This is a genomic window from Cedecea neteri, assembly GCF_000758305.1.
Classification (GTDB): domain Bacteria; phylum Pseudomonadota; class Gammaproteobacteria; order Enterobacterales; family Enterobacteriaceae; genus Cedecea; species Cedecea neteri_C.
In genome coordinates this window covers 18,234-37,970 of the sequence record NZ_CP009458.1, presented here as the reverse complement: position 1 = coordinate 37,970, position 19,737 = coordinate 18,234, and the positions used below count along the sequence as shown (strand labels likewise).

The window sequence follows — 19,737 nt, the reverse complement described above, 5'->3', positions numbered from 1 at the left end:
TCTAAGGAGTTGGCATGGCGAATATGTTTGCTTTGATCCTCGTGGTAGCCACGCTGGTGACGGGCATTTTGTGGTGTCTGGACAAATTTATCTTTGCACCAAAACGTCGTGAAAAACAGGCGGCAGCACAGGCTGCCACCGGTGATGCACTGGACAAAAAGACGCTGAAAAAAGTCGGCCCTAAACCGGGCTGGCTGGAAACCGGCGCGTCGGTGTTCCCGGTGCTGGCGATTGTGCTGGTGGTGCGCTCATTTATTTATGAGCCTTTCCAGATCCCATCCGGTTCGATGATGCCAACGCTGTTAATCGGTGATTTTATTCTGGTAGAGAAGTTTGCCTACGGGATTAAAGATCCGATTTATCAGAAAACCTTAATTGAAACCGGGCACCCTAAACGCGGTGATATCGCGGTATTTAAATACCCTGAAGATCCGCGCCTGGATTATATTAAGCGCGTTGTTGGGCTGCCGGGCGACCGGGTAAGCTATGACCCGCAGTCAAAAGAAGTTACCGTGCAGCCTAATTGCAGTTCCGGCCAGGCCTGCGACAATGCGCTGCCAATCACGTATTCCAACGTGGAAGCCAGCGATTTTGTGCAGACGTTTGCCCGCCGCAACGGCAGTGAAGCCACCTCCGGCTTCTTCCAGTTGCCTAAAGATCAGACCCGTGAAGACGGAGTTCGCTTGAGCGAGCGTAAAGAAACGCTGGGTAGCGTCACCCATAACATTCTGACGGTGCCTATCGCTCAGGATCAGGTGGGAATGTACTACCAGCAGTCCGGCTTGCCGCTGGCGACATGGATTGTTCCGCCGGGTCACTATTTCATGATGGGTGATAACCGCGACAATAGCGCAGACAGCCGCTATTGGGGATTTGTGCCGGAGCAAAATCTGGTCGGTAAAGCGACAGCAATTTGGATGAGTTTCGAGAAACAAGAAGGTGAATGGCCAACGGGTGTTCGTTTAAGCCGGATTGGCGGCATTCATTAAACAATTAATCCCACAAACTAACGACATCCCCTGTCGTTGTGTATAGAATATTCCCGCCTTTAAAGATTGGCTCCCGAAAGGGAGCCACGGCACACGAAACAGCGTTGGTTTCCTTTTTTCAGGTCTGTTCCGTGTGCTGAATAGTTGACGCATTCATTAATTTTGGTATCGCATGAATCCCATCGTAATAAATAGGCTGCAGCGGAAGCTGGGCTACACTTTTCAACATCAGGATCTGTTGCAACAGGCATTAACCCATCGGAGTGCCAGCAGCAAACACAACGAGCGTCTTGAGTTTTTGGGTGACTCCATTCTCAGCTATGTCATCGCGAATGCGCTGTATCACCGTTTTCCTCGCGTAGATGAAGGCGACATGAGCCGCATGCGCGCGACGCTGGTGCGCGGCAATACGCTGGCAGAAATCGCCCGCGAGTTCGAACTGGGTGAGTGCCTGCGTCTTGGGCCGGGTGAACTGAAAAGTGGCGGCTTCCGTCGGGAGTCGATTCTTGCCGATACCGTGGAAGCGCTGATCGGTGGCGTCTTCCTCGACAGCGATATTCAGAACGTTGAGCGTCTGATTCTCTCCTGGTATCAGACCCGTCTCGACGAAATCAGCCCAGGCGACAAGCAAAAAGATCCGAAAACGCGTCTGCAGGAATACCTGCAGGGTCGCCATCTGCCGCTACCGTCGTATCTGGTGGTGCAGGTGCGTGGTGAAGCGCACGATCAAGAATTTACCATTCACTGTCAGGTGAGTGGCCTGCCTGAGCCTGTCGTAGGAACAGGTTCAAGCCGCCGTAAAGCGGAACAGGCTGCGGCTGAGCAGGCGCTGAAAAAGCTGGAGCTGGAATGAGCGAAGAAAAAACATATTGCGGCTTTGCGGCCATTGTAGGCCGCCCGAACGTCGGCAAATCCACGCTGCTGAATCAGCTGCTTGGGCAAAAAGTTTCGATTACCTCGCGTAAGGCGCAAACCACGCGTCACCGCATCATGGGCATCCATACCGAAGGGCCGTATCAGGCGATTTACGTCGATACCCCAGGGCTGCACATGGAAGAAAAACGCGCCATTAACCGCCTGATGAACCGTGCAGCGAGCAGCTCGATCGGTGACGTGGAGCTGGTTATCTTCGTAGTGGAAGGCACCCGCTGGACGCCGGATGACGAAATGGTGCTGAACAAGCTGCGCGATAGCCGTGCGCCGGTAATCCTGGCCGTCAACAAAGTTGACAACGTTCAGGATAAAACCGTTCTGCTGCCTCACCTGCAGTTCCTCGGTAGCCAGATGAACTTCCTCGATATCGTGCCGATTTCGGCGGAAACCGGGATGAACGTTGATACCATCGCGGAAATCGTTCGTAAGCACCTGCCGGAAGCTACCCACCACTTCCCGGAAGAGTACATCACCGATCGCTCCCAGCGCTTTATGGCGTCTGAGATCATTCGTGAAAAGCTGATGCGCTTCCTGGGGGCCGAGCTGCCGTATTCCGTGACCGTGGAAATCGAGCAGTTCGTGACTAACGAGCGCGGCGGCTACGACATCAACGGGCTGATCCTCGTTGAGCGCGAAGGGCAGAAGAAGATGGTGATTGGCAACAAAGGGGCCAAAATAAAAACTATCGGTATTGAAGCCCGTAAAGACATGGAAGAGATGTTCGAAGCCAAAGTTCACCTCGAACTTTGGGTGAAGGTGAAATCCGGCTGGGCCGATGACGAGCGTGCACTGCGCAGTCTCGGTTATACCGACGACCTGAGCTAAAACTATATGGAAGGCTGGCAACGGGCTTTTGTCCTGCATAGTCGCCCCTGGAGCGAAACCAGCCTTCTGCTCGACCTGTTTTCCGAAGAGTCCGGGCGCGTACGCCTGATTGCCAAAGGCGCGCGCTCTAAACGCTCAAATCTGAAAGGCGCTTTGCAGCCTTTTACCCCTCTGCTGGTTCGCTGGGGCGGCCGTGGCGAAGTCAAAACGCTGCGCAGCGCCGAAGCGGTTTCGCTGGCCCTTCCTTTAAGCGGTATCGCACTCTACAGCGGCCTGTACGTCAATGAACTAGTGGCTCGCGTCCTCGAGCAGGAAACTCGCTTCTCCGAACTGTTCTTCGATTATCTCCACTGCATTCAGGCCTTAGCCGGCGCTACGGGTACACCGGAGCCTGCGCTGCGCCGTTTTGAGCTGGCGCTGTTAGGGCACCTTGGCTATGGCGTGGATTTCCTGCACTGCGCCGGCAGCGGGGCGGGCGTCGATGACACCATGACTTACACCTATCGCGAAGAGAAAGGTTTTATTGCCAGCGTGGTGATTGGCCACAGCAGCTTTACTGGCCGCCAGCTCAGAGCGCTGGCCGAGCGCGAATTTCCCGATGCCGACACGCTCCGTGCCGCCAAGCGTTTCACGCGTATGGCCCTCAAGCCGTATCTCCAGGGGAAGCCCCTCAAAAGCCGCGAGCTGTTCCGCCAGTTTGTGCCTAAAAAAACACCACCTGAGCCTTCAGATAGCTCACAGTAATCACAGACCGTAGCCAGGCTTTCCCCGGCAGGTGTACACTGCCCGGCATCTGTCTGCGAACTCTGAGGATTGTCATGGCTGAATTACTGTTAGGCGTCAACATCGATCACATCGCTACCCTGCGTAACGCACGCGGCACGGCATACCCGGATCCGGTTCAGGCCGCGTTTATCGCGGAGCAGGCGGGTGCCGATGGCATTACCGTGCACCTGCGTGAAGATCGCCGCCATATCACCGACCGTGACGTTCGCGTTCTGCGTGAAACCCTCGATACCCGCATGAATCTGGAAATGGCCGTCACCGAAGAGATGATCGGTATTGCCTGCCAGACGAAACCGCATTTCTGCTGCCTGGTGCCGGAAAAACGCCAGGAAGTGACCACCGAAGGTGGTCTGGATGTTGCCGGTCAGCTGGATAAAATGCGTGATGCCTGCCAGCGCCTTGCCGATGCCGGTATTCTGGTTTCTCTGTTTATTGATGCCGACCATGCGCAGATTGACGCGGCGGTGGCCGTGGGGGCGCCTTACATTGAAATTCACACCGGTTGCTATGCGGACGCTGAAAACGAAGCGACCCAGGCCAAAGAGCTGGCACGTATTGCTGAAGCCGCGAGCTATGCTGCTGCTAAAGGGCTGAAGGTGAATGCTGGCCACGGTCTGACGTATCACAACGTTCAGGCCATCGCGCGGATCCCGGAAATGCACGAGCTGAACATCGGCCACGCGATTATCGGGCGTGCGGTAATGAGCGGTCTTAAAGAGGCCGTGGCTGAAATGAAACGCCTGATGCAGGAAGCGCGTCGCTAATGGCCATTCTCGGCCTCGGCACGGACATTGTGGAAATTGCGCGTATTGAGAGCGTAATTTCCCGTTCCGGTGACCGGCTGGCTAAGCGCGTATTGAGCCAAAACGAATGGGTGCTGTACCAGGCCCATCAGCAGCCGGTGCGTTTTCTGGCGAAGCGTTTTGCAGTGAAAGAAGCAGCAGCGAAAGCTTTTGGCACCGGAATTCGCAACGGGCTGGCGTTCAACCAGTTTGAAGTGTTTAACGACGCGCTGGGCAAACCTCAACTGCGGTTTTGGGAAGAGGCGGAGCGGCTGGCTGAAAAAATGGGCGTCCGCTCAGTTCACGTTACCCTGGCAGATGAGCGCCATTACGCCTGCGCGACGGTGATCATCGAAAGCTAAAGTTTATCCGCATGGTGGAGCAGCACGAACTTATCCCACAGCTGCTCTTCACTCTCAATGTGCGCCGGGTCGTGAATTATCGTGTTGGGAATCGGGCAAACTTTCTGGCAGGTCGGGGTTTCGTAATGGCCAACGCATTCCGTGCAGCGGTCGGTATCGATCTGGTAGATAGCGTCTCCCATGGAGATGGCCTGATTCGGGCACTCCGGCTCGCACATATCGCAGTTGATGCACTTCTTCGTAATTAATAACGCCATTTCAACCTGTTACCAGCCCCACCGGACTAAAAGATATATTCACATTTCTCGCCCGAAACATTGCAAAAACCTGTATATTTAACCAGTATTAAATCTGATTAAAGATAATGGCTAAGGCAGGGACGTTTCGATGGCGCGCACTTTACCACAAAAGCAGATCATCCCCAATGATACTGCGCCTTTAAGTTTTGTGCTTTGTGTACTTTCAGTACGTGTTATCATTGAACTATTGGTCACGATAAACACGATGGGATCGTACTTATGGTACAGAGAGAACAACTGCGCGAAGCTTTTTCCCGCAGGCTGGCGCAGGCCTGCAGCGAAGCAAACCTCGATGAGTTCGGGCGCGGTATGGCGATAGCGCGCGCGCTGGGCGTTTCCTCCAAGGCCGTCAGTAAGTGGCTGAACGCCGAAGCCATCCCCCGACAGGATAAAATGTACGAGCTGGCAACGTTTCTTCGGGCCGATGCGCTCTGGCTTCAGCACGGCAGCGAAACGGGCTACCAAAGCGAAGGTCGCGAAAGCCAGGGCAGCCATGAAGAGGCGGCCATTTATCCTTTCCAGCCGCGCGAAGAGCAGGGTTTCCGTATCGATGTGCTGGACATTGAGGCTAGCGCAGGGCCTGGGCGGCTGGTCTCCAGCGAGGTGACCGAAACCATTAACCACATCGTTTACGACAGTCAGGAAGCACTGGAGTTGTTCGGCCACCGCCCGGCTTCAACGATCAAAGTCATTACCGTCACCGGCGACAGTATGTCCGGCACCATTGAGCTGGGCGACTATATCTTCGTCGACATCGGCAAAGATTATTTCGACGGGGACGGCATCTACGTGTTCCTCTATAAGGGACAACTGCTGGTGAAGCGCCTGCAGATGACCCACGACTGCCTGCTGGTGCGCTCGGACAACCCCAAATATGCCGACTGGCGCATTAGCGAAGAGAACGAACAGCACCTCAAAATCATTGGTCGGGTGATGTATAGCCATTCCATTCGCCGCCACGCCTGAGATAGCTCATCCTTCAAGCTGCAGCCGTGTTGACTACACTCTCCAGCCCCAGTCACTTACCTTGGTAAGCTCCTGAGGCTGGCTCCCTTGCCGCCTTGCTGCAACTCGAATGCTAACCCATCTAAAAATAATGTTATTAATCAATAGTTAATTATCAATACAATCTTTTTTTAAATGATTCGTACTTTTGGTTCTTGACGTAATTGTACTATTGGTTCAATATCAATTCATCGGCAGGACGCACCGACTCACAAGGCAAGTGAACGCTCCTTAACATCAGGCCCTGAAAAAGGGCACATACACCAAAGCAAGAAGCTTTGGGATATCAGAGAGATATCACCAAAGTTGATTGACAGGAGGTTGTATGGACGCACAGACACGTCGCCGCCAGCGCCGGGAAGCTAAGCAGGCCATCTGGAAAGCTGCCAACCCGCTGTTAGTCGGGGTAAGAGCAAAACCTGACGCACGGCTTATTCTCTCGCTAGCCCGTAAACCCGGGCATCGTCCTGACAGGGCGCTGGAGGTCATTAACATCTATGGCCTGCAAATCATCCAGCAGGCAGAACATCATCAGCGACTGCGCCAGAAGTTAGACGCCAGGCAAAAAAGCGTTTATCAGGCCGCGCCTCGCAACGAATCCGGCTTACCGGAAGCGACCGGCAAACAAACCCGACGCGGAAAATCTCTTCCGCTGATTTAGCACCACGCCGCTTCTTTACCCCAACGGCAGTTCGACACCTCAACCGAAGGTTCTTCCATGAACGACCAACCCGCAAATCTGGTCACGCAGTCTTTTGCGTGGCTGGCGGCGCTTGCCGCCGGTCTGGGTATCACGACACAGGATATGGTCTACATGATATTCGGGCTGCTTAGCGTACTGATTTCACTGGCTTCGTGGCTGGGAGGCAGGCTGGATGCCCACCGGCAGCATCTCGAAGATCAAAAACGCACCCGCATCCTCCAGACGCTGGTGGATGACTTGCAAACCCTAAACCGAGCCGAGCAGATTGAGATTATCAGGGCAGTCAGCGAGGTACTGAAAAAGGCAGGTAACTGATGGCTCTTTCTCCCGGACTCAGAAAAACATTACTCGGATTGTCAGGGGCGGGCGCTCTGACAATTGCAGGTTCGCTATTGCCCGAGCTGGAAGGCGTGAGCTACACGCCTTATTACGATGTTGCCGGAGTGCTGACCGTTTGTTACGGCCATACCGGCAAAGACATTATTCCCGATAAAACATACACCTTGTCTGAGTGCAGGCGCTGGCTCGATCGGGATCTTCGCCCTGCGGCTCAGGTTGTCTCAAGGGCAGTCACCGTCCCGGTTAGTGAGTACCAACGAGCCGCTTTGATCAGCTTTACCTACAACGTCGGCACAGCCGCTTTTCTGCGCTCCTCCGTGCTAAGAACGTTAAATGCCGGTGATTACGAGCAGGCCTGCGCTGGCCTGAAAAAATGGATTTGGGCGGGTGGGAAACAATGGCAGGGGCTGATCAACCGCCGAGAGGTGGAATACCAGCTTTGTACCTGGCCGGGGCCGGAGAAATGAAACCGGTAACCACGATTGTGCTGACGGTTTTTGCGCTGCTTATCGCCAGCAGCTGGTGGTTTCAGCAACGGTATACCTTGCAAAAACAAAGGGCTGAGACAGCCCTGCAGCAGCTGGCTCAGCAAAAAAATGAGCTGCAAAACCTTGTCCGGCGCCAGCAGGCAATAGCTGAACTGGATGCCCATTATAGCGAGGAGTTAGCCCATGCCCGGTTCACCATTGAAAATCTGCAGCGTGATGTGGCTGCTGGCACTAAGCGGCTGCGCGTCAACGCTACCTGCCAGGCCGTGCCTGGCTCCACCGCCGCCTCCAGGCTGGATGATGCTGCCACCCCCGGACTTACTGACGCCGCTCAACGGGATTATTTCCGTCTCCGGGAGCGAATAGAAACGAGCAACAAGCAGCTGGCGGGGCTGCAGGAGTACATCCGCAATCAGTGCCTGAACTGAGCCTCGAATTTTCGAGGCTTTTTTATTCCTACGTCAAAGAGGTCATTCCTATGTCTACATCCCTGAAGTACCCGATTGTTCTGGTCCACGGTCTGTTCGGTTTCGACAAAATTGGCGGGATCTATTCCTACTTCTACGGCATCAAAGAGGCGCTGGAGAAGGCTGGGGCGAAGGTCTACATCGCCACGATTTCCGCGCTAAACAGCAATGAAATGCGCGGCGAGCAGCTGCTGGAGTTTATCCGTAAAGTTCGGGCCGAAACCGGTGCGGCAAAAGTTAACCTGATTGGTCACAGCCAGGGGCCGCTGGCCTGTCGTTATGCCGCGGCGACCCATCCTGAACTTATTGCCTCCGTCACTTCGGTGAACGGCGTTAACCACGGCTCCGAAGTGGCAGACCTTGTTCGTCTGGCGCTGAAGCCAGGCCGCCTGCCAGAGTCTATCGCCAATGCGGCCCTGTCGGCTTTCGGCCAGCTGCTTTCTGCTTTGGCGGGGGCACCCCGGCTGCCGCAATCCGGCGTGGATGCTCTGGATGCGTTGACCAGCGAAGGCGTGGCTGCCTTTAACAAGAAGTATCCGCAGGGGCTGCCTTCGCAATGGGGCGGCCAGGGCAAAGAGCTGGATAACGGCGTCTACTACTACTCGTGGAGCGGGATTATCGACTACAACCCGCTGAACCAGGGGGCGAACAACCTCGATCCGCTGCATGTGGCGATGCTGGCGTTTTCCATCCTGTTTACCAACGAGCGTTTCCAGAACGATGGCCTGGTCGGCCGCTACAGCAGCCACCTGGGCAAGGTGATTGGCTCCGACTATTCGATGGATCACGTCGATGCCATCAACCAGCTTGCTGGCGTGGTGGCCAGCAACAGCGACCCGGTCAAGCTGTACGTCGACCACGTTGCTCGTCTGCAGGCTAAAGGACTGTAAGCCTGACCTCAACCGCCTTCGGGCGGTTTTTCTTTGGAGAAATCAATGAATGACACCACGCGTCCGGGCTTTCTGACGCCGCTGGGGGCATCGCCACATTACGACGATGCACTTGATGCCGAGCTCATCGGCTGGATAGTCGGAGTATCGGGCCTGCCGCCGGAAATGGTGATGGCGAAGTGGAGCGATCCGCCGCCCGCCACGCCGGAAGCTGGCATTACCTGGTGTGACTTTTTTACCAACGTGAAGCAGGCGGAAACGCCTTTCTTCCACTCGCAGGACAGCGATCAAAGCGTACTTCAAAGCACCGAGTCTGTTGACGTGACCTGTGGCTTTTATGGTCCTGGCGCTCAGGCTGTTGCCGCTCTTTTTCGTGACGGCCTGAACGTGCCGCAAAACAATGCTGAGCTGAACCGGCTGGGCCTGACGTTTATGCAGTGCGGCGACATCACGCCGGACCCTGAATTTATCAATAACCAGTGGCTACGCCGCTACACCCTCACCGTGGCGCTCAAGCGCAGTATTGCCCGGCGCTACGGTATTCGTTCCATCCTTTCATCCGCAGTAAAAATCATTGGAGAGTAAGCTATGTCACAGGGTTTACCTGTATCTAACATTGTCAGCGTGACAGTGAATATGGCGCCGCGTGCGGCGCAGTCCCGTAACTATGGTGCACTGCTGGTCGTAGGCGCGAGCAACGTTATTGACGCCAAAGAGCGTATGCGTGCTTATTCCAGCCTGAGCGGCGTGGCCGCCGACTTTGGTCTGGAAGCGCCGGAATACAAAGCCGCCAGCCTCTACTACCAGCAGTCCCCGCAGCCCGCCGACCTGTATATCGGGCGCTGGGTAAAAGAAGGCGGGGAGGGCAAAGCAGGCGAAACCATCGCCGAATGCGTCTCCGCGCTGAGTGCACACTCGACCGACTGGTATGGTCTGGTGATTGCAGACGACACCATTACCGATGAAGCCGTGCTGGCTGTGGCGGCGGTCATTGAAGGTGACGGTGTCTCCCGTATCTTTGGCCACACCTCTGCTAGTGCGAAAGTGCTGGATGCCAACGACAGCACCGATATCTTCAGCAAACTGAAAGCGGCTAAGTTTGCTCGCACTTTTGGTCAGTACTCCAGCGCTACGCCGTTTGCGGCTGCCTCTCTGTTTGGCCGCGCGTTTACCGTTAACTTCAACGGCAATAACACCACCATTACTCTGAAATTCAAGCAGGAGCCGGGTATTGCCGCAGAAACGCTGACCCAAACGCAAATCAATGCCCTGTCCGCGAAAAATGCCAACGTCTTTGTGAATTACAACAACGACACCGCCATTATTCAGGAAGGCGTGATGAGCAACGGCAGCTTCATCGACGAGCGCCACGGCCTGGACTGGCTGCAAAACTATGTGCAGACCAACCTCTACAATCTGCTTTACACCAGCACCACCAAAATCCCGCAAACCGATGCCGGTGTGACCCGTCTGCTGAGCAACGTTGAGCACTCTATGGCGCAGGCGGTCACCAATGGTCTGGTCGCACCGGGTGTCTGGAATGGCGCCGATATTGGCCAACTGGCCTCCGGCGACACGCTAACCAAAGGCTACTACGTCTACGCCCCTGCCGTTGCCACTCAGGCGCAGTCGGACCGCGAAGCGCGTAAAGCGCCGGTGATTCAGGTGGCCTGCAAACTGGCGGGTGCCGTGCACTTCGCCGACGTCGAAATCAATGTTGTTCGTTAAGGAGATTTAAATGGGTACTTATTCTTTTATGGATGTTACGGCTTCTCTTGTAGGGCCAACCGGCGTGATTGATTTGGGCGCGGGCAGTGCGAACGGCGACACCGGGATCAAAGTGGAAATGGCGACCACAAAAAACACCATGACCGTCGGCATTGACGGTGAGGTGATGCATAACCTCTCTCCGGCCAAAAACGGCTCCATCACCGTGACGCTGATGAAAACCTCCCCGGTGAATAAAAAGCTGATGCTGGCCTACAACGCCCAAACGCTCTCCTCGGCACTGTGGGGTAAGAACACAATTGTCGTGCGCAACACTTCCTCCGGCGATCTGGTCACCGCTCGTGACGTAGCATTTTCACAGCTACCGGCCAATGCCAACGGCAAAGAGGCGGGCACCATGGACTGGAAGTTTGACTGCGGCAAAATCGATCAGCTGCTCGGGGAGTTCTAAACCATGGAAATTACCCTGAAAGCGGTGAACTACCGCATTGGCAAGCTCGGCGTTTTTGAGCAGCTCAGCGTTGCGCGCAAACTACTGCCGGTTCTGGCGGGCGTTGTGGGTGATTTTCGCAGCTTACAGGGTAAGGAGGGCGGTAACGCCCTCGAAACCGTGCTGCCAAAAATTGCCCGCACCCTTGCCGATCTCAGCGATGAGGACTGCAACACCATTTTGTACCCTTGCCTGTCGGTCGTGACGCGTGAACACATGAAGGGCTGGGTGCCGGTCTTTAGTCAGGGCGCATTGTCCTTTGACGATATAGACCTGATGACGCTGCTGCAGCTGGTGGCCCGGGTGGTGGCCGACTCGCTGGGAAATTTTTTGCAAGAACTCCCCGGCAGCGAAAACCCGGCTCCGTCGGCGGCCTGATGCTGGAGACGCTCTCGGGCGGGGAAGATTACATTCTTCGCCCGGCGGAGGTCTTCGGCCTCAGTTGGCTGGATCTGAAAAGCGGCGCGGTGGATCTCTACGACATTGCGCTGATGAATGATTACCTTGAGATGCAGGCCGAGAATAAGGCCTGTGTCGCACGCTGGAGAGAGGAAAATGAGCGCTAGTCCTTTATCTGCTGATGTCCTCAATAAATTAATCGAAAAACTCCCCGGAGCCACAGAAAAAATGGGCTCCTTCATTGAATCGCTGGGAACGTTCTTTGATGGGTTAACAAAAGATCTTCGGATCGACAGTATTTCAGCAAAACTTGATGGCGTTAACCTCAAGGATTATCGTGCCGAAGGCTATGCCACGCGGCAGGCTGCGGCCACGCCTGAACTGGTTCCTTTTTATGCTGAGGAATATCACCAGATTGCAGGCAACCTGAATTTTGATGCCGACACGGCGGCTAAACAATCTGAACGATATCAGGTTTCGCTTTATCGTCTGGAAACCGTGTTTGATATTTTGCGTGAGAAGGCGGGCAGTGGCCTGGCACAAAATCTGGCGCAGCCCTTTGAGACGCTGACAAATACAATCCTGGTCAGTTTTCCTAAAATCGAACCTACCGTTAACAGCATCTTAAGTGTGTTGGGTGGCATAGCGAACGTTGTTGGCAGCGCCATCAACGGCACAATCGGTTGGGTTACCCAGTTGATTGAATGGTGGCAAATGCTTGATGGTTCTACACAAACCGTGATTGCCACAGTGGCAGGCATGATTGCGATTTGGTATGGACTGAATACGGCATTCATGGCTTCCCCCATTGGTTTAGTCCTGGCGCTGGCAACGTCAATCGGCCTGCTTTATGACGATTACATGAAGTGGCGAGATGGAGGCGAAAGCCTGATTAACTGGGGGGCGTGGAAACCCGTTCTTGAGTTGGCCTCCGCCATGATCGACGGCGTTTCAAATACGATAAAGGCGCTTGGAAGCTCGCTCGGTGATTTGCTGGGCATTGATTTCAGTAAATGGTCTATCAGCACGATTTTTGAAGGGTTGATGGGGGAATTTAAAGCGCTGGAAGAGATGTTCAGGCAGGTGGGCAAGCTGATAAATGCGCTTAAAGAAGGAAAGTGGTCTGAGGCAATGACCATCGGCAAAGAGCTAGTGGTCAGTAGCGTGACCCAATCTCCAGCTTATAAAATGGTTAATGGTACGTTCAATTTTCTCGACGAAAAGGCCGTTGCAGGGGCGTCAGCTTTCAAAGAATGGTTTAACAGCCAGGAAAAGAAAGACACTCGTCGTCGGCTTCCTGTGGCGATCGATAATCTCAGCCAACCCGATCCTGTCTCAATGTTACTTCCCGCCGGGGTTGCCAGCAATGAACGCCTGGCGACCTCTGGCGATTTCTCCACGGCGAACAACAGCACTACGCATTCCCCGACGATTAACAGCAATACCCATATCGTCGTGAATGGCGTCTCTGAACCTCATCTGGCGGCGACCGAGACATCTGAGCGTTTGTTCAACGTTCATTCTCAACTGGCGCAGCAGTACGAAAGGAGCATGAGCTAATGGATATTTTTGGTGCTTACTTTCAGCCGCGCACGAGCTTCTCGGGTTTTCTGGTGCCGGATGTGGTGATTAGCGAACTCCATTCGGACACGCTGAAAATCGCCTCTCATCCCGTCGAGTTTGGCCCAAACATCAGCGACCATGCCTGGGCCGAGCCCGGCGAGGTAACGATTGATTGCCTCTTTAAGGCAGGCGGTTCACTGGTTGACTTTGCCAATACGACCGCGCTCGGCTCCTGGCTAAGCGCGGGCCCCAGCCCGGCACAAATTTACCAGCAGTTGCTTGATCTACAGACAAAAGCAGAGCCCTTTAGGGTCATCACCCGCCGTCGTTCCTACGACAATATGCTGATCAAAACGTTGAATGTGACGACCGGCGTCAAATCGGAAAACATTCTTGGCTGCAAGCTGGTGCTGGCTGAAGTATTAATGACGGCCACGGAAGCGCGCCCGGCAGCGCCTAAAACGGCGATGGATGAAGGGGTAACTACAGCTTCGGTCGGCGATAAGGGCGAAAAAGTGGTTACCACTCCCATGGGGGCGGGCAAAATTACGCCGCTTCAGCCTGAAAAAAAATGAGGAGAGACCATGTCAATTGCAGAAATTCCCCTCAGCGCGGATAACCAGGTATTTACGATCCAACTTGCCGGGCAGACCCTGCGCATGCGGCTGCTTTACCGGGATGCTGCAGGCTGGGTTCTGGATATTCTCGATGCGGACAACCAGCCCATCGTGAGCGGGATCCCGCTGGTGGCTGGTGCTGATTTATTGGCGCCATATACCTGGCTTGGGTTTGGCGGAGGCCTATGGATCGGCTGTGATAATGAGGCTCAGGATTACCCGAGCAAAACCGATCTCGGGCGCGGCAGCCATCTTTACTTCGTGACGGCAGATTAAGGGGGAGGAGATGAGTCAAAACTGGTCTCGCCACTTTGAGCTCCAGCTTCTGAAGGAAGACGGTAGTGGCATTGCGCTCTCTGGTTTTAAGGTGACGTTTAAAATCGACTGGCATGCCGGCAGCTCACCCAAAACGGCCGAGGTGAAAATCTATAATCTCGCGCCGGACAACGTGAATCGTATTGCCCAGAAGGAGTACAGCAAAATCCGGCTGATTGCGGGCTACAACGGATTAGAACCGGTGGTAAGCAGCAGCGAAGTGGGAAAAATTCGGGTTGTCGAACCTGTCGAGTGGGGGCCGCGAGACGGCATGAACTTTGGGGTGATCTTCAGCGGCGACATTCGCATCTGGATGACGGGGCGAGAGGATACTCCTGACGACTGGATTTTAATTCAGGCCATTGATGGCCATGAGGCGCTGATGTCCGCAGTGCTTAGCGCCACGCTTGCTAAAGGCTACACGGTATATGACATGTACCAGTTTGCGGCTGGCGCGCTGAAACCTTTTGGCGTTCTGCCCGGCAGGTTGCCGCCTTTTCCTGAAACGAAGTTTCCCAGAGGGTATACCTTCCACGGCAAAGTCAGCAGCTATCTCGATCAAATCGGTAAGCTGTGCAAGGCCACCTGGAAGCTGTCGAATGACCGGCTGGACTATTTCAACGCAGCTGAAAAAGCGCACCCGCCCGTGAGTCTTAATAGCCAGAGTGGACTGATTGGGCGGCCGCAAACGTCAACGGATGCGGGTGTAACCCTGAAATGCCTGATTAACCCCACAATCCTGCTCCACGGCCAGCTGAAGTTAGATCAAAACACGCTCTATAAGCCTGCGTTGACTGCTGAGGATGACTATATCCGGCCCTCGCCGGACGGCGTGTACGATATTTATGGCATTACCTACAACGGGGATACCCGGGGGGATCAATGGTATATGACCATGATGTGCTTCCCGGCAGGCCAGTACGTTGAGGATGTGGGAGAGGCGTGGAAAAAACATTCCGCCTCTAATAAATAAAAGCCAGACCCGCCTTTGCGGGTTTTTTTATCCCTGGAGGAATCATGGCTCTGACGACTTCGGCTCTCAGCGGTGAGCTGGCCGATACGCTTGCGGCCAGCCGGGCCGCATTAAGCAACGATCTTCGGGTCGCATTACCCGGCATTATTCAGTCTTTTGATCCGCAATCTGTTACCTGTGAAGTAGCCCCCGCTATCCGTGGGGCAAAAATGGGCCGCGATGGAACAGTCGCTTCAGTCGCCTACCCGCTGCTGGTGGATGTGCCAGTTATTTTCCCGCATGGCGGAGGCTGCTCGCTGACGTTTCCGCTTAAAGCGGGAGATGAATGCCTGGTTATATTCGCCGATCGCGCCATCGATTTTTGGTGGCAAAGCGGAGGCATTCAGGAGCCGGTTGATGCCCGGCAGCACTCGTTGTCTGACGCTTTCGTGCTGCCCGGCCCTCAGTCACAGGCGAAAAAAATCAGCGGCATCAGCCCCACGGCGGTTCAGCTACGCAGCGAAGACGGCAAAGCCTTTGTTGAGCTGGATCCCAACAGCCACAGCATCACGCTCGCTACGCCGGGAAAACTTACCGCGACAGCGGCCAGCATTGACCTGACCGGGGAGGTCAATATCAAAGGCAGCGTGACCGTGAGCGGGGATGTCTCGGCCAGTGGGATAAGCCTGACGAAGCACCGCCACGGCGGCGTGCAGTCCGGCGGTGCAAACACGGGAGGTCCGGTATGAAATACCGCAGAGAAAGCAGCGACGGGGATTACACCTTTGGCCAGGGAGAAAACACCTTCCTGGAAAACTCGCCGGAATGCGTGGCTCAGGCGGTGAGCACCCGGCTCAAGCTGTGGCAGGGCGAGTGGTTTCTGGATAACCGGACCGGCACGCCTTACCGCCAGTCCGTGCTTGGCAAACAGCAGGACGACACCTGGGTATTAATGCTGATTGACCGCGTCAGCCAGACCATGGGCGTTAAGTCCGTGCTGGAGGTCACCGCCGCGCGTACTGAAAAACGTACCGTCACCTTTAACGCCACCATCGACACCGTTTACGGTCCCACCACTTTAAACAGCGAGGCATAAATGGCCCTCAATTCTGAAACGCTGGGGTTATCGGCAACGGTAACGGCCCAGGGGATAACCGCGCCTGATTATCAAAGCCTGTTAGGGACTTTGATGGATGCGTTCAGGCAAATCTACGGCACCGATGCGTATCTGGAGCCGGACAGCAAAGACGGACAGCTCATCTCGCTGATGGCGCTGGCCATTCACGACGCCAACAACGCGGCGATTGCTGCCTACAACAGCTTTTCCCCTGCGACGGCGATGGGACGGGCGTTATCGAGCAACGTTAAGATCAATGGCATTGTCAGGCGGGCGGCGACCTTCTCGACGGTTGATCTGCTGCTCACTGGCATTCCTGGCACGACCATAACCCGTGGTTCTGTGAGAGATGGCAGCGGGGTGACGTGGTTTTTGCCTGAGGTGGTGTCGATAGGCGTTGATGGCTCAGTCATCGCCACCGCAACCTGTGCCAGCAGCGGCGTAATGGCGGCACCTGCGGGATCTATTACCATTATGGGCACCCCAACGCGCGGCTGGGCTGCGGTCACAAACCCTCAGGCTGCTACGCCGGGCGTGGCGGCGGAAAGCGATGCTGAATTACGCATCCGGCAGTCGCAGAGCGTTGCTTTGCCTGCGCTCACGCCGTTTGAGGCGGTCGAGGGGGCGATTGCCAACATCGCAGGCGTAACCCGCCACAAGCTCTACGAAAATGATACCGGCGCCGTCAACGCCAATGGCCTGCCTCCGCATTCCATCGCTGCGATTGTGGACGGCGGGGATGTGACGGACATTGCCCAGACGATCAGGGGCAAAAAAGGCCAGGGCGTGGCAACCTTTGGCGCAACGTCCATTGTGGTGCCCGATCTCTACGGCAATCCCCACAGTATTGCTTTCTCACGGTCCGCCAATGTACCGATTTACGTCGACATCGTGCTGAAAGTGTTCACCGGCTATACGTCGCAAATCGGCGAGCAGATGAAGCAGGCGATTGCCGACTATATCAACGGCCTGGGCATTGGCGATAGCGTGCTGCTGAGCCGCATTTACTCCCCGGCCAACCTCGGCGTGGTCAGCGGCGGGAAAGCGCGGTATTACGACATCACCGACTTGCTAATCGGCAAATCCACCTCTGCGGTCGCGGCGGCTAACGTCAATATCGGTTACAACGAGGCCGCCTCCTGCAGCGTGGACAACATCAATATCACGGTGAGCTCATGAGTAAATATACCGGGCGCATCACCAGCTACCACGCCAGCAAGCCCCTGTTTTTTGCCCATGTTGATCTGAGTACCCGCCCTTTTACTGAAACCGCAACGACCACCGAAAGCCTGATCAACGCATTTGATATCGACGCTGCGGTTGGGGTGCAGCTTGATGCGCTGGGGTTGTGGATTGGGCGAAGCCGCGTCGTTAGCCAGCCGATTTCCGGCGTCTATTTTAGCTGGGACACCGATGCCCTGGGCTACGACCAGGGCGTGTGGCAGGGACCTTACGATCCCGATGCAGGCTACACCTCACTGAGCGATGAAACCTACCGCATCATCCTCAAGGCAAAAATCGCGATGAACAACTGGGACGGGCAGAACGACACGCTGCCCGCGATTCTGGACGCCGCCACGGCAGGGGCAGGGCTGCGAATGCAAATCGTCGACAACCAGGACATGACCATTTCTGTCTGGGTTCTGCCAGAAACGGACATTGCTGACGTGTCCCTCGAGCTTCTCGCGGCCATCAAACAGGGATACCTGACGGTGAAAGCGGCGGGCGTCTGGGCGGGAGACATTCAGACCCCGTCAGTGGAAGCGCCGTCGCAGGGCGGCAAATTCTTTGGCTTTGATATCAACAATCACTATATCGCCGGTTTTGACGACGGCGCATGGGAGAGGAAACTCTAATGGCTACAAATCAGTTTAAACCTTTTGCAACCCGGCCTGACGCCAACGTCACGCCGCAAAATGAATGGGAAAATTTGCCCGCGCTGTTAAGCGGCTTTGCCGGCGGTAAAGCCAGCAGCGCTCAGGTGAACAAAGCGCTGCGCCAGACGTCATTTATTGCCGCCGCGCTGGCCCAGTTCGTCAGCGATAAAAGCGGGCAGGATGTGCTGGACGACGGTGATATCGCCGCTTTCCTCGCGAAGTTAACCACCGGCTTCGGGAAGCAATATCTCAGCCGCCAGAATCCGTTTGCGGATATTAAGGCCGATGGTGCCGCCGCGATTTCTTCGGCTCTCTCAAACCTTGGTTTGGGGGATGGGAGTGCTCTACCAGTGGGTGTGCCTGTGCCGTGGGCATTGTCGGCAGCACCTATAGGATGGTTGAAATGTAATGGTGCGGCATTTTCAGCAGCTCAATATCCAAAGCTTGCACAGGTATACCCAGCGCTTGTGCTTCCTGATTTACGTGGGGAGTTTATTCGTGGTTGGGATGATGGGAGAGGGATTGATACTGGTAGAGCCGTGTCGTCCACTCAACAGGCAACAAAAATTAACGGGCAGCTTTTTGGTAACGATGGAGCCGGAACAGGTAATGCATGGTACTGCGATCAAGATATTTCTCATGATTTTTGGGAGTCTGAAACAATTGAAACGATGAGCAGGAATGTTGCCTGGGGACGGTTAGCAATTGATCCAGATATTAGGGCGACGGCGCTATATCGTTATGCAGGATCTATTCGGCCGCGCAACGTGGCCTTTAATTACATAGTGAGGGCCGCATAATGTCGAAAGTTGAATTGAATCAAAAGCTGATCGCAACGGTTGCCGGTAATGTCACAGTATTTAACTATGATGGTGGGAGCCGCGAATACCTTTCTTCATCCATTGAATACCTCTGCGCGGGTGTCGGTATTCCTGCAAATTCGTGCATTGACGCGCCGGGAGAAAGTAAAAGCGGCTTTGCTATTTGCCGTACTACTGATCTTACATCATGGGAATATATATCCGACCATAGAGGTCGAACCGTTTATAACACAGAGACAATGCAACAAGTTCAAGTGACGACACTGGGGGATTGTCCCGAGTGTATGACCTTCACAGCCCCTACATCACCGTATGATAAATGGGACGGCGAAAAATGGGTAACCGATGTCGTTGCGAAGAAAGCAGGTGATATTTCTGATGCGGAACTAAAACGGCAAACATTGCTCAGTGATGCAAACAATGTCACAGCCGATTGGCGAACTGAGCTTGCCCTCGGTATTATCAGCGATTCTGATAAAGAAAAACTTATTGCCTGGATGGACTATATCAAAGCGGTGAAAGCGACAGACACCTCCACCGCCCCTGATGTTAGCTGGCCGGATAAACCGGCGGCGTAGGCCATTCAATATCTGGTGCGCTGGAAGTATCAATGGCTTCCAGTGCATCCAGGTAGTCTAACCATATATTGTACTGCAACAACCCATCATTATTTAAACGTCCAACAGCGGCTTTTCCTTGCCATTGCTTATTATTGATAAAATCATTGGCATAATTAATTTTGGATTTTTTCTCATTTTCCATCATGCTGACTACCTGCTCTTTGGTCGGCAATGGGATATCCTCCCATGCAGGCAATCCATCAACTCCAGTGACTCTGTGCTTACCAACTGGAGGCGTTGATGTATAAGTTTCGAAAACCTCCATAGAGACCTCTACACCATCGGAAGGCCAGGTACCCGTTAATTCATATAATTCACGGAGAGAGAAAGGATAAAATGCATTTTGTGATTTACTGTATATATATTTCAT

The 19,737-nt window shown here is 54.6% G+C and carries 29 protein-coding genes; 27 read left to right on the top strand and 2 right to left on the bottom strand.

Going from position 1 to position 19,737, the window contains the following annotated elements; translation table 11 throughout:
- Positions 1 to 14 precede the first annotated feature (14 nt).
- The 6 genes from lepB (at position 15) to acpS (ending at position 4,677) form a co-directional block, all read left to right on the top strand.
- Positions 15 to 989 carry a signal peptidase I gene (gene lepB / locus LH23_RS00215; protein ID WP_039286770.1) on the top strand — a complete coding sequence of 325 codons (975 nt, stop codon included), beginning with the start codon at positions 15 to 17 and terminating at the stop codon, positions 987 to 989.
- A 172-nt stretch (positions 990 to 1,161) separates the two neighbouring features.
- On the top strand, positions 1,162 to 1,842 hold the full coding sequence (gene rnc / locus LH23_RS00210) for a ribonuclease III (RefSeq protein WP_008459505.1): 681 nt from the start codon (positions 1,162 to 1,164) through the stop codon (positions 1,840 to 1,842).
- Positions 1,839 to 2,747 carry a GTPase Era gene (gene era, locus LH23_RS00205; protein WP_039286765.1) on the top strand — a complete coding sequence of 303 codons (909 nt, stop codon included), beginning with the start codon at positions 1,839 to 1,841 and terminating at the stop codon, positions 2,745 to 2,747. Before rnc ends, era begins: the two co-directional genes overlap by 4 nt.
- Positions 2,748 to 2,753: 6 nt before the next feature.
- Positions 2,754 to 3,491 (top strand): DNA repair protein RecO, encoded by a 738-nt coding sequence (recO, locus tag LH23_RS00200; protein WP_039286760.1) that lies wholly within the window; start codon positions 2,754 to 2,756, stop codon positions 3,489 to 3,491.
- 74 nt (positions 3,492 to 3,565) lie between these two features.
- Positions 3,566 to 4,297, top strand: a complete 732-nt coding sequence (gene pdxJ, locus LH23_RS00195) for a pyridoxine 5'-phosphate synthase (protein WP_039286756.1) — start codon at positions 3,566 to 3,568, stop codon at positions 4,295 to 4,297.
- A complete protein-coding gene (acpS, locus tag LH23_RS00190; protein ID WP_008459499.1) occupies positions 4,297 to 4,677 on the top strand; it encodes a holo-ACP synthase in 381 nt (126 codons plus the stop codon). The genes pdxJ and acpS overlap by 1 nt, the downstream gene beginning before the upstream one ends.
- On the opposite strand, the gene LH23_RS00185 is transcribed toward acpS, so the two are convergent.
- A complete protein-coding gene (locus LH23_RS00185; RefSeq protein WP_039286753.1) occupies positions 4,674 to 4,934 on the bottom strand; it encodes a YfhL family 4Fe-4S dicluster ferredoxin in 261 nt (86 codons plus the stop codon). The two genes, acpS and LH23_RS00185, sit on opposite strands and share 4 nt — an antisense overlap.
- Before the next feature lie 261 nt (positions 4,935 to 5,195).
- Between LH23_RS00185 and LH23_RS00180 the strand changes: the two genes are divergently transcribed.
- From LH23_RS00180 to LH23_RS00080, 21 genes are all read left to right on the top strand, one after another.
- Positions 5,196 to 5,942, top strand: a complete 747-nt coding sequence (locus LH23_RS00180) for a LexA family transcriptional regulator (protein WP_039286750.1) — start codon at positions 5,196 to 5,198, stop codon at positions 5,940 to 5,942.
- A 364-nt stretch (positions 5,943 to 6,306) separates the two neighbouring features.
- The gene (locus tag LH23_RS00175; RefSeq protein ID WP_039286747.1) at positions 6,307 to 6,642 is read left to right on the top strand and encodes an antitermination protein N; all 336 of its coding nucleotides are present in this window, start codon (positions 6,307 to 6,309) and stop codon (positions 6,640 to 6,642) included.
- Positions 6,643 to 6,699: 57 nt separating this feature from the next.
- Positions 6,700 to 6,999, top strand: coding sequence for a hypothetical protein (locus LH23_RS00170; protein ID WP_008459490.1), 300 nt, complete (start codon positions 6,700 to 6,702; stop codon positions 6,997 to 6,999).
- On the top strand, positions 6,999 to 7,490 hold the full coding sequence (locus LH23_RS00165; protein WP_039286739.1) for a lysozyme: 492 nt from the start codon (positions 6,999 to 7,001) through the stop codon (positions 7,488 to 7,490). The genes LH23_RS00170 and LH23_RS00165 overlap by 1 nt, the downstream gene beginning before the upstream one ends.
- Positions 7,487 to 7,939, top strand: a complete 453-nt coding sequence (locus LH23_RS23765) for a lysis protein (RefSeq protein WP_039286737.1) — start codon at positions 7,487 to 7,489, stop codon at positions 7,937 to 7,939. Before LH23_RS00165 ends, LH23_RS23765 begins: the two co-directional genes overlap by 4 nt.
- A 50-nt stretch (positions 7,940 to 7,989) precedes the next feature.
- Positions 7,990 to 8,868 carry an esterase/lipase family protein gene (locus LH23_RS00155; protein ID WP_039296242.1) on the top strand — a complete coding sequence of 293 codons (879 nt, stop codon included), beginning with the start codon at positions 7,990 to 7,992 and terminating at the stop codon, positions 8,866 to 8,868.
- A gap of 45 nt (positions 8,869 to 8,913) precedes the next feature.
- Positions 8,914 to 9,453 carry a hypothetical protein gene (locus LH23_RS00150; RefSeq protein ID WP_039286732.1) on the top strand — a complete coding sequence of 180 codons (540 nt, stop codon included), beginning with the start codon at positions 8,914 to 8,916 and terminating at the stop codon, positions 9,451 to 9,453.
- A 3-nt stretch (positions 9,454 to 9,456) separates the two neighbouring features.
- The gene (locus tag LH23_RS00145; RefSeq protein WP_039286729.1) at positions 9,457 to 10,596 is read left to right on the top strand and encodes a DUF3383 domain-containing protein; all 1,140 of its coding nucleotides are present in this window, start codon (positions 9,457 to 9,459) and stop codon (positions 10,594 to 10,596) included.
- A gap of 10 nt (positions 10,597 to 10,606) precedes the next feature.
- Positions 10,607 to 11,047: a phage structural protein gene (locus LH23_RS00140; RefSeq protein WP_039286728.1), complete on the top strand. Its 441-nt coding sequence runs from the start codon at positions 10,607 to 10,609 to the stop codon at positions 11,045 to 11,047.
- 3 nt (positions 11,048 to 11,050) lie between these two features.
- Positions 11,051 to 11,464 (top strand): phage tail assembly chaperone, encoded by a 414-nt coding sequence (locus tag LH23_RS00135; RefSeq protein ID WP_039286727.1) that lies wholly within the window; start codon positions 11,051 to 11,053, stop codon positions 11,462 to 11,464.
- Positions 11,464 to 11,652: a DUF6889 family protein gene (locus LH23_RS00130; RefSeq protein ID WP_052050079.1), complete on the top strand. Its 189-nt coding sequence runs from the start codon at positions 11,464 to 11,466 to the stop codon at positions 11,650 to 11,652. The genes LH23_RS00135 and LH23_RS00130 overlap by 1 nt, the downstream gene beginning before the upstream one ends.
- A gap of 61 nt (positions 11,653 to 11,713) precedes the next feature.
- Positions 11,714 to 13,045: a hypothetical protein gene (locus LH23_RS00125; protein WP_039286724.1), complete on the top strand. Its 1,332-nt coding sequence runs from the start codon at positions 11,714 to 11,716 to the stop codon at positions 13,043 to 13,045.
- Complete coding sequence (locus tag LH23_RS00120) at positions 13,045 to 13,623, top strand: phage baseplate protein (RefSeq protein ID WP_039286721.1); 579 nt, start codon at positions 13,045 to 13,047, stop codon at positions 13,621 to 13,623. The genes LH23_RS00125 and LH23_RS00120 overlap by 1 nt, the downstream gene beginning before the upstream one ends.
- A gap of 9 nt (positions 13,624 to 13,632) precedes the next feature.
- Positions 13,633 to 13,941 carry a phage baseplate plug family protein gene (locus LH23_RS00115; RefSeq protein ID WP_039286715.1) on the top strand — a complete coding sequence of 103 codons (309 nt, stop codon included), beginning with the start codon at positions 13,633 to 13,635 and terminating at the stop codon, positions 13,939 to 13,941.
- Positions 13,942 to 13,951: 10 nt separating this feature from the next.
- Positions 13,952 to 14,953: a hypothetical protein gene (locus LH23_RS00110; protein WP_039286712.1), complete on the top strand. Its 1,002-nt coding sequence runs from the start codon at positions 13,952 to 13,954 to the stop codon at positions 14,951 to 14,953.
- A gap of 44 nt (positions 14,954 to 14,997) precedes the next feature.
- Entirely contained in the window at positions 14,998 to 15,681 is a 684-nt protein-coding gene (locus LH23_RS00105) for a Gp138 family membrane-puncturing spike protein (protein ID WP_039286709.1), read from the top strand.
- Complete coding sequence (locus LH23_RS00100) at positions 15,678 to 16,028, top strand: hypothetical protein (RefSeq protein ID WP_039286706.1); 351 nt, start codon at positions 15,678 to 15,680, stop codon at positions 16,026 to 16,028. The genes LH23_RS00105 and LH23_RS00100 overlap by 4 nt, the downstream gene beginning before the upstream one ends.
- Positions 16,029 to 17,228 (top strand): baseplate J/gp47 family protein, encoded by a 1,200-nt coding sequence (locus tag LH23_RS00095; protein WP_039286703.1) that lies wholly within the window; start codon positions 16,029 to 16,031, stop codon positions 17,226 to 17,228.
- A complete protein-coding gene (locus tag LH23_RS00090; protein WP_039286700.1) occupies positions 17,225 to 17,905 on the top strand; it encodes a DUF2612 domain-containing protein in 681 nt (226 codons plus the stop codon). The genes LH23_RS00095 and LH23_RS00090 overlap by 4 nt, the downstream gene beginning before the upstream one ends.
- Positions 17,905 to 18,726, top strand: a complete 822-nt coding sequence (locus LH23_RS00085; RefSeq protein WP_039286697.1) for a tail fiber protein — start codon at positions 17,905 to 17,907, stop codon at positions 18,724 to 18,726. Before LH23_RS00090 ends, LH23_RS00085 begins: the two co-directional genes overlap by 1 nt.
- The gene (locus LH23_RS00080) at positions 18,726 to 19,325 is read left to right on the top strand and encodes a tail fiber assembly protein (RefSeq protein ID WP_039286695.1); all 600 of its coding nucleotides are present in this window, start codon (positions 18,726 to 18,728) and stop codon (positions 19,323 to 19,325) included. The genes LH23_RS00085 and LH23_RS00080 overlap by 1 nt, the downstream gene beginning before the upstream one ends.
- On the opposite strand, the gene LH23_RS00075 is transcribed toward LH23_RS00080, so the two are convergent.
- Positions 19,297 to 19,737 carry a tail fiber assembly protein gene (locus LH23_RS00075; protein ID WP_039286690.1) on the bottom strand — a complete coding sequence of 147 codons (441 nt, stop codon included), beginning with the start codon at positions 19,735 to 19,737 and terminating at the stop codon, positions 19,297 to 19,299. The genes LH23_RS00080 and LH23_RS00075 overlap by 29 nt on opposite strands.

Excerpts from the sequence above, each read along its gene's own strand:
- lepB (WP_039286770.1), top strand. The coding sequence starts at position 15 with ATGGCGAATATGTTTGCTTTGATCCTCGTGGTAGCCACGCTGGTGACG.
- rnc (WP_008459505.1), top strand. The coding sequence starts at position 1,162 with ATGAATCCCATCGTAATAAATAGGCTGCAGCGGAAGCTGGGCTACACT.
- era (WP_039286765.1), top strand. The coding sequence starts at position 1,839 with ATGAGCGAAGAAAAAACATATTGCGGCTTTGCGGCCATTGTAGGCCGC.
- recO (WP_039286760.1), top strand. The coding sequence starts at position 2,754 with ATGGAAGGCTGGCAACGGGCTTTTGTCCTGCATAGTCGCCCCTGGAGC.
- pdxJ (WP_039286756.1), top strand. The coding sequence starts at position 3,566 with ATGGCTGAATTACTGTTAGGCGTCAACATCGATCACATCGCTACCCTG.
- acpS (WP_008459499.1), top strand. The coding sequence starts at position 4,297 with ATGGCCATTCTCGGCCTCGGCACGGACATTGTGGAAATTGCGCGTATT.
- LH23_RS00185 (WP_039286753.1), bottom strand. The coding sequence starts at position 4,934 with ATGGCGTTATTAATTACGAAGAAGTGCATCAACTGCGATATGTGCGAG.
- LH23_RS00180 (WP_039286750.1), top strand. The coding sequence starts at position 5,196 with ATGGTACAGAGAGAACAACTGCGCGAAGCTTTTTCCCGCAGGCTGGCG.
- LH23_RS00175 (WP_039286747.1), top strand. The coding sequence starts at position 6,307 with ATGGACGCACAGACACGTCGCCGCCAGCGCCGGGAAGCTAAGCAGGCC.
- LH23_RS00170 (WP_008459490.1), top strand. The coding sequence starts at position 6,700 with ATGAACGACCAACCCGCAAATCTGGTCACGCAGTCTTTTGCGTGGCTG.
- LH23_RS00165 (WP_039286739.1), top strand. The coding sequence starts at position 6,999 with ATGGCTCTTTCTCCCGGACTCAGAAAAACATTACTCGGATTGTCAGGG.
- LH23_RS23765 (WP_039286737.1), top strand. The coding sequence starts at position 7,487 with ATGAAACCGGTAACCACGATTGTGCTGACGGTTTTTGCGCTGCTTATC.
- LH23_RS00155 (WP_039296242.1), top strand. The coding sequence starts at position 7,990 with ATGTCTACATCCCTGAAGTACCCGATTGTTCTGGTCCACGGTCTGTTC.
- LH23_RS00150 (WP_039286732.1), top strand. The coding sequence starts at position 8,914 with ATGAATGACACCACGCGTCCGGGCTTTCTGACGCCGCTGGGGGCATCG.
- LH23_RS00145 (WP_039286729.1), top strand. The coding sequence starts at position 9,457 with ATGTCACAGGGTTTACCTGTATCTAACATTGTCAGCGTGACAGTGAAT.
- LH23_RS00140 (WP_039286728.1), top strand. The coding sequence starts at position 10,607 with ATGGGTACTTATTCTTTTATGGATGTTACGGCTTCTCTTGTAGGGCCA.
- LH23_RS00135 (WP_039286727.1), top strand. The coding sequence starts at position 11,051 with ATGGAAATTACCCTGAAAGCGGTGAACTACCGCATTGGCAAGCTCGGC.
- LH23_RS00130 (WP_052050079.1), top strand. The coding sequence starts at position 11,464 with ATGCTGGAGACGCTCTCGGGCGGGGAAGATTACATTCTTCGCCCGGCG.
- LH23_RS00125 (WP_039286724.1), top strand. The coding sequence starts at position 11,714 with ATGGGCTCCTTCATTGAATCGCTGGGAACGTTCTTTGATGGGTTAACA.
- LH23_RS00120 (WP_039286721.1), top strand. The coding sequence starts at position 13,045 with ATGGATATTTTTGGTGCTTACTTTCAGCCGCGCACGAGCTTCTCGGGT.
- LH23_RS00115 (WP_039286715.1), top strand. The coding sequence starts at position 13,633 with ATGTCAATTGCAGAAATTCCCCTCAGCGCGGATAACCAGGTATTTACG.
- LH23_RS00110 (WP_039286712.1), top strand. The coding sequence starts at position 13,952 with ATGAGTCAAAACTGGTCTCGCCACTTTGAGCTCCAGCTTCTGAAGGAA.
- LH23_RS00105 (WP_039286709.1), top strand. The coding sequence starts at position 14,998 with ATGGCTCTGACGACTTCGGCTCTCAGCGGTGAGCTGGCCGATACGCTT.
- LH23_RS00100 (WP_039286706.1), top strand. The coding sequence starts at position 15,678 with ATGAAATACCGCAGAGAAAGCAGCGACGGGGATTACACCTTTGGCCAG.
- LH23_RS00095 (WP_039286703.1), top strand. The coding sequence starts at position 16,029 with ATGGCCCTCAATTCTGAAACGCTGGGGTTATCGGCAACGGTAACGGCC.
- LH23_RS00090 (WP_039286700.1), top strand. The coding sequence starts at position 17,225 with ATGAGTAAATATACCGGGCGCATCACCAGCTACCACGCCAGCAAGCCC.
- LH23_RS00085 (WP_039286697.1), top strand. The coding sequence starts at position 17,905 with ATGGCTACAAATCAGTTTAAACCTTTTGCAACCCGGCCTGACGCCAAC.
- LH23_RS00080 (WP_039286695.1), top strand. The coding sequence starts at position 18,726 with ATGTCGAAAGTTGAATTGAATCAAAAGCTGATCGCAACGGTTGCCGGT.
- LH23_RS00075 (WP_039286690.1), bottom strand. The coding sequence starts at position 19,737 with ATGAAATATATATACAGTAAATCACAAAATGCATTTTATCCTTTCTCT.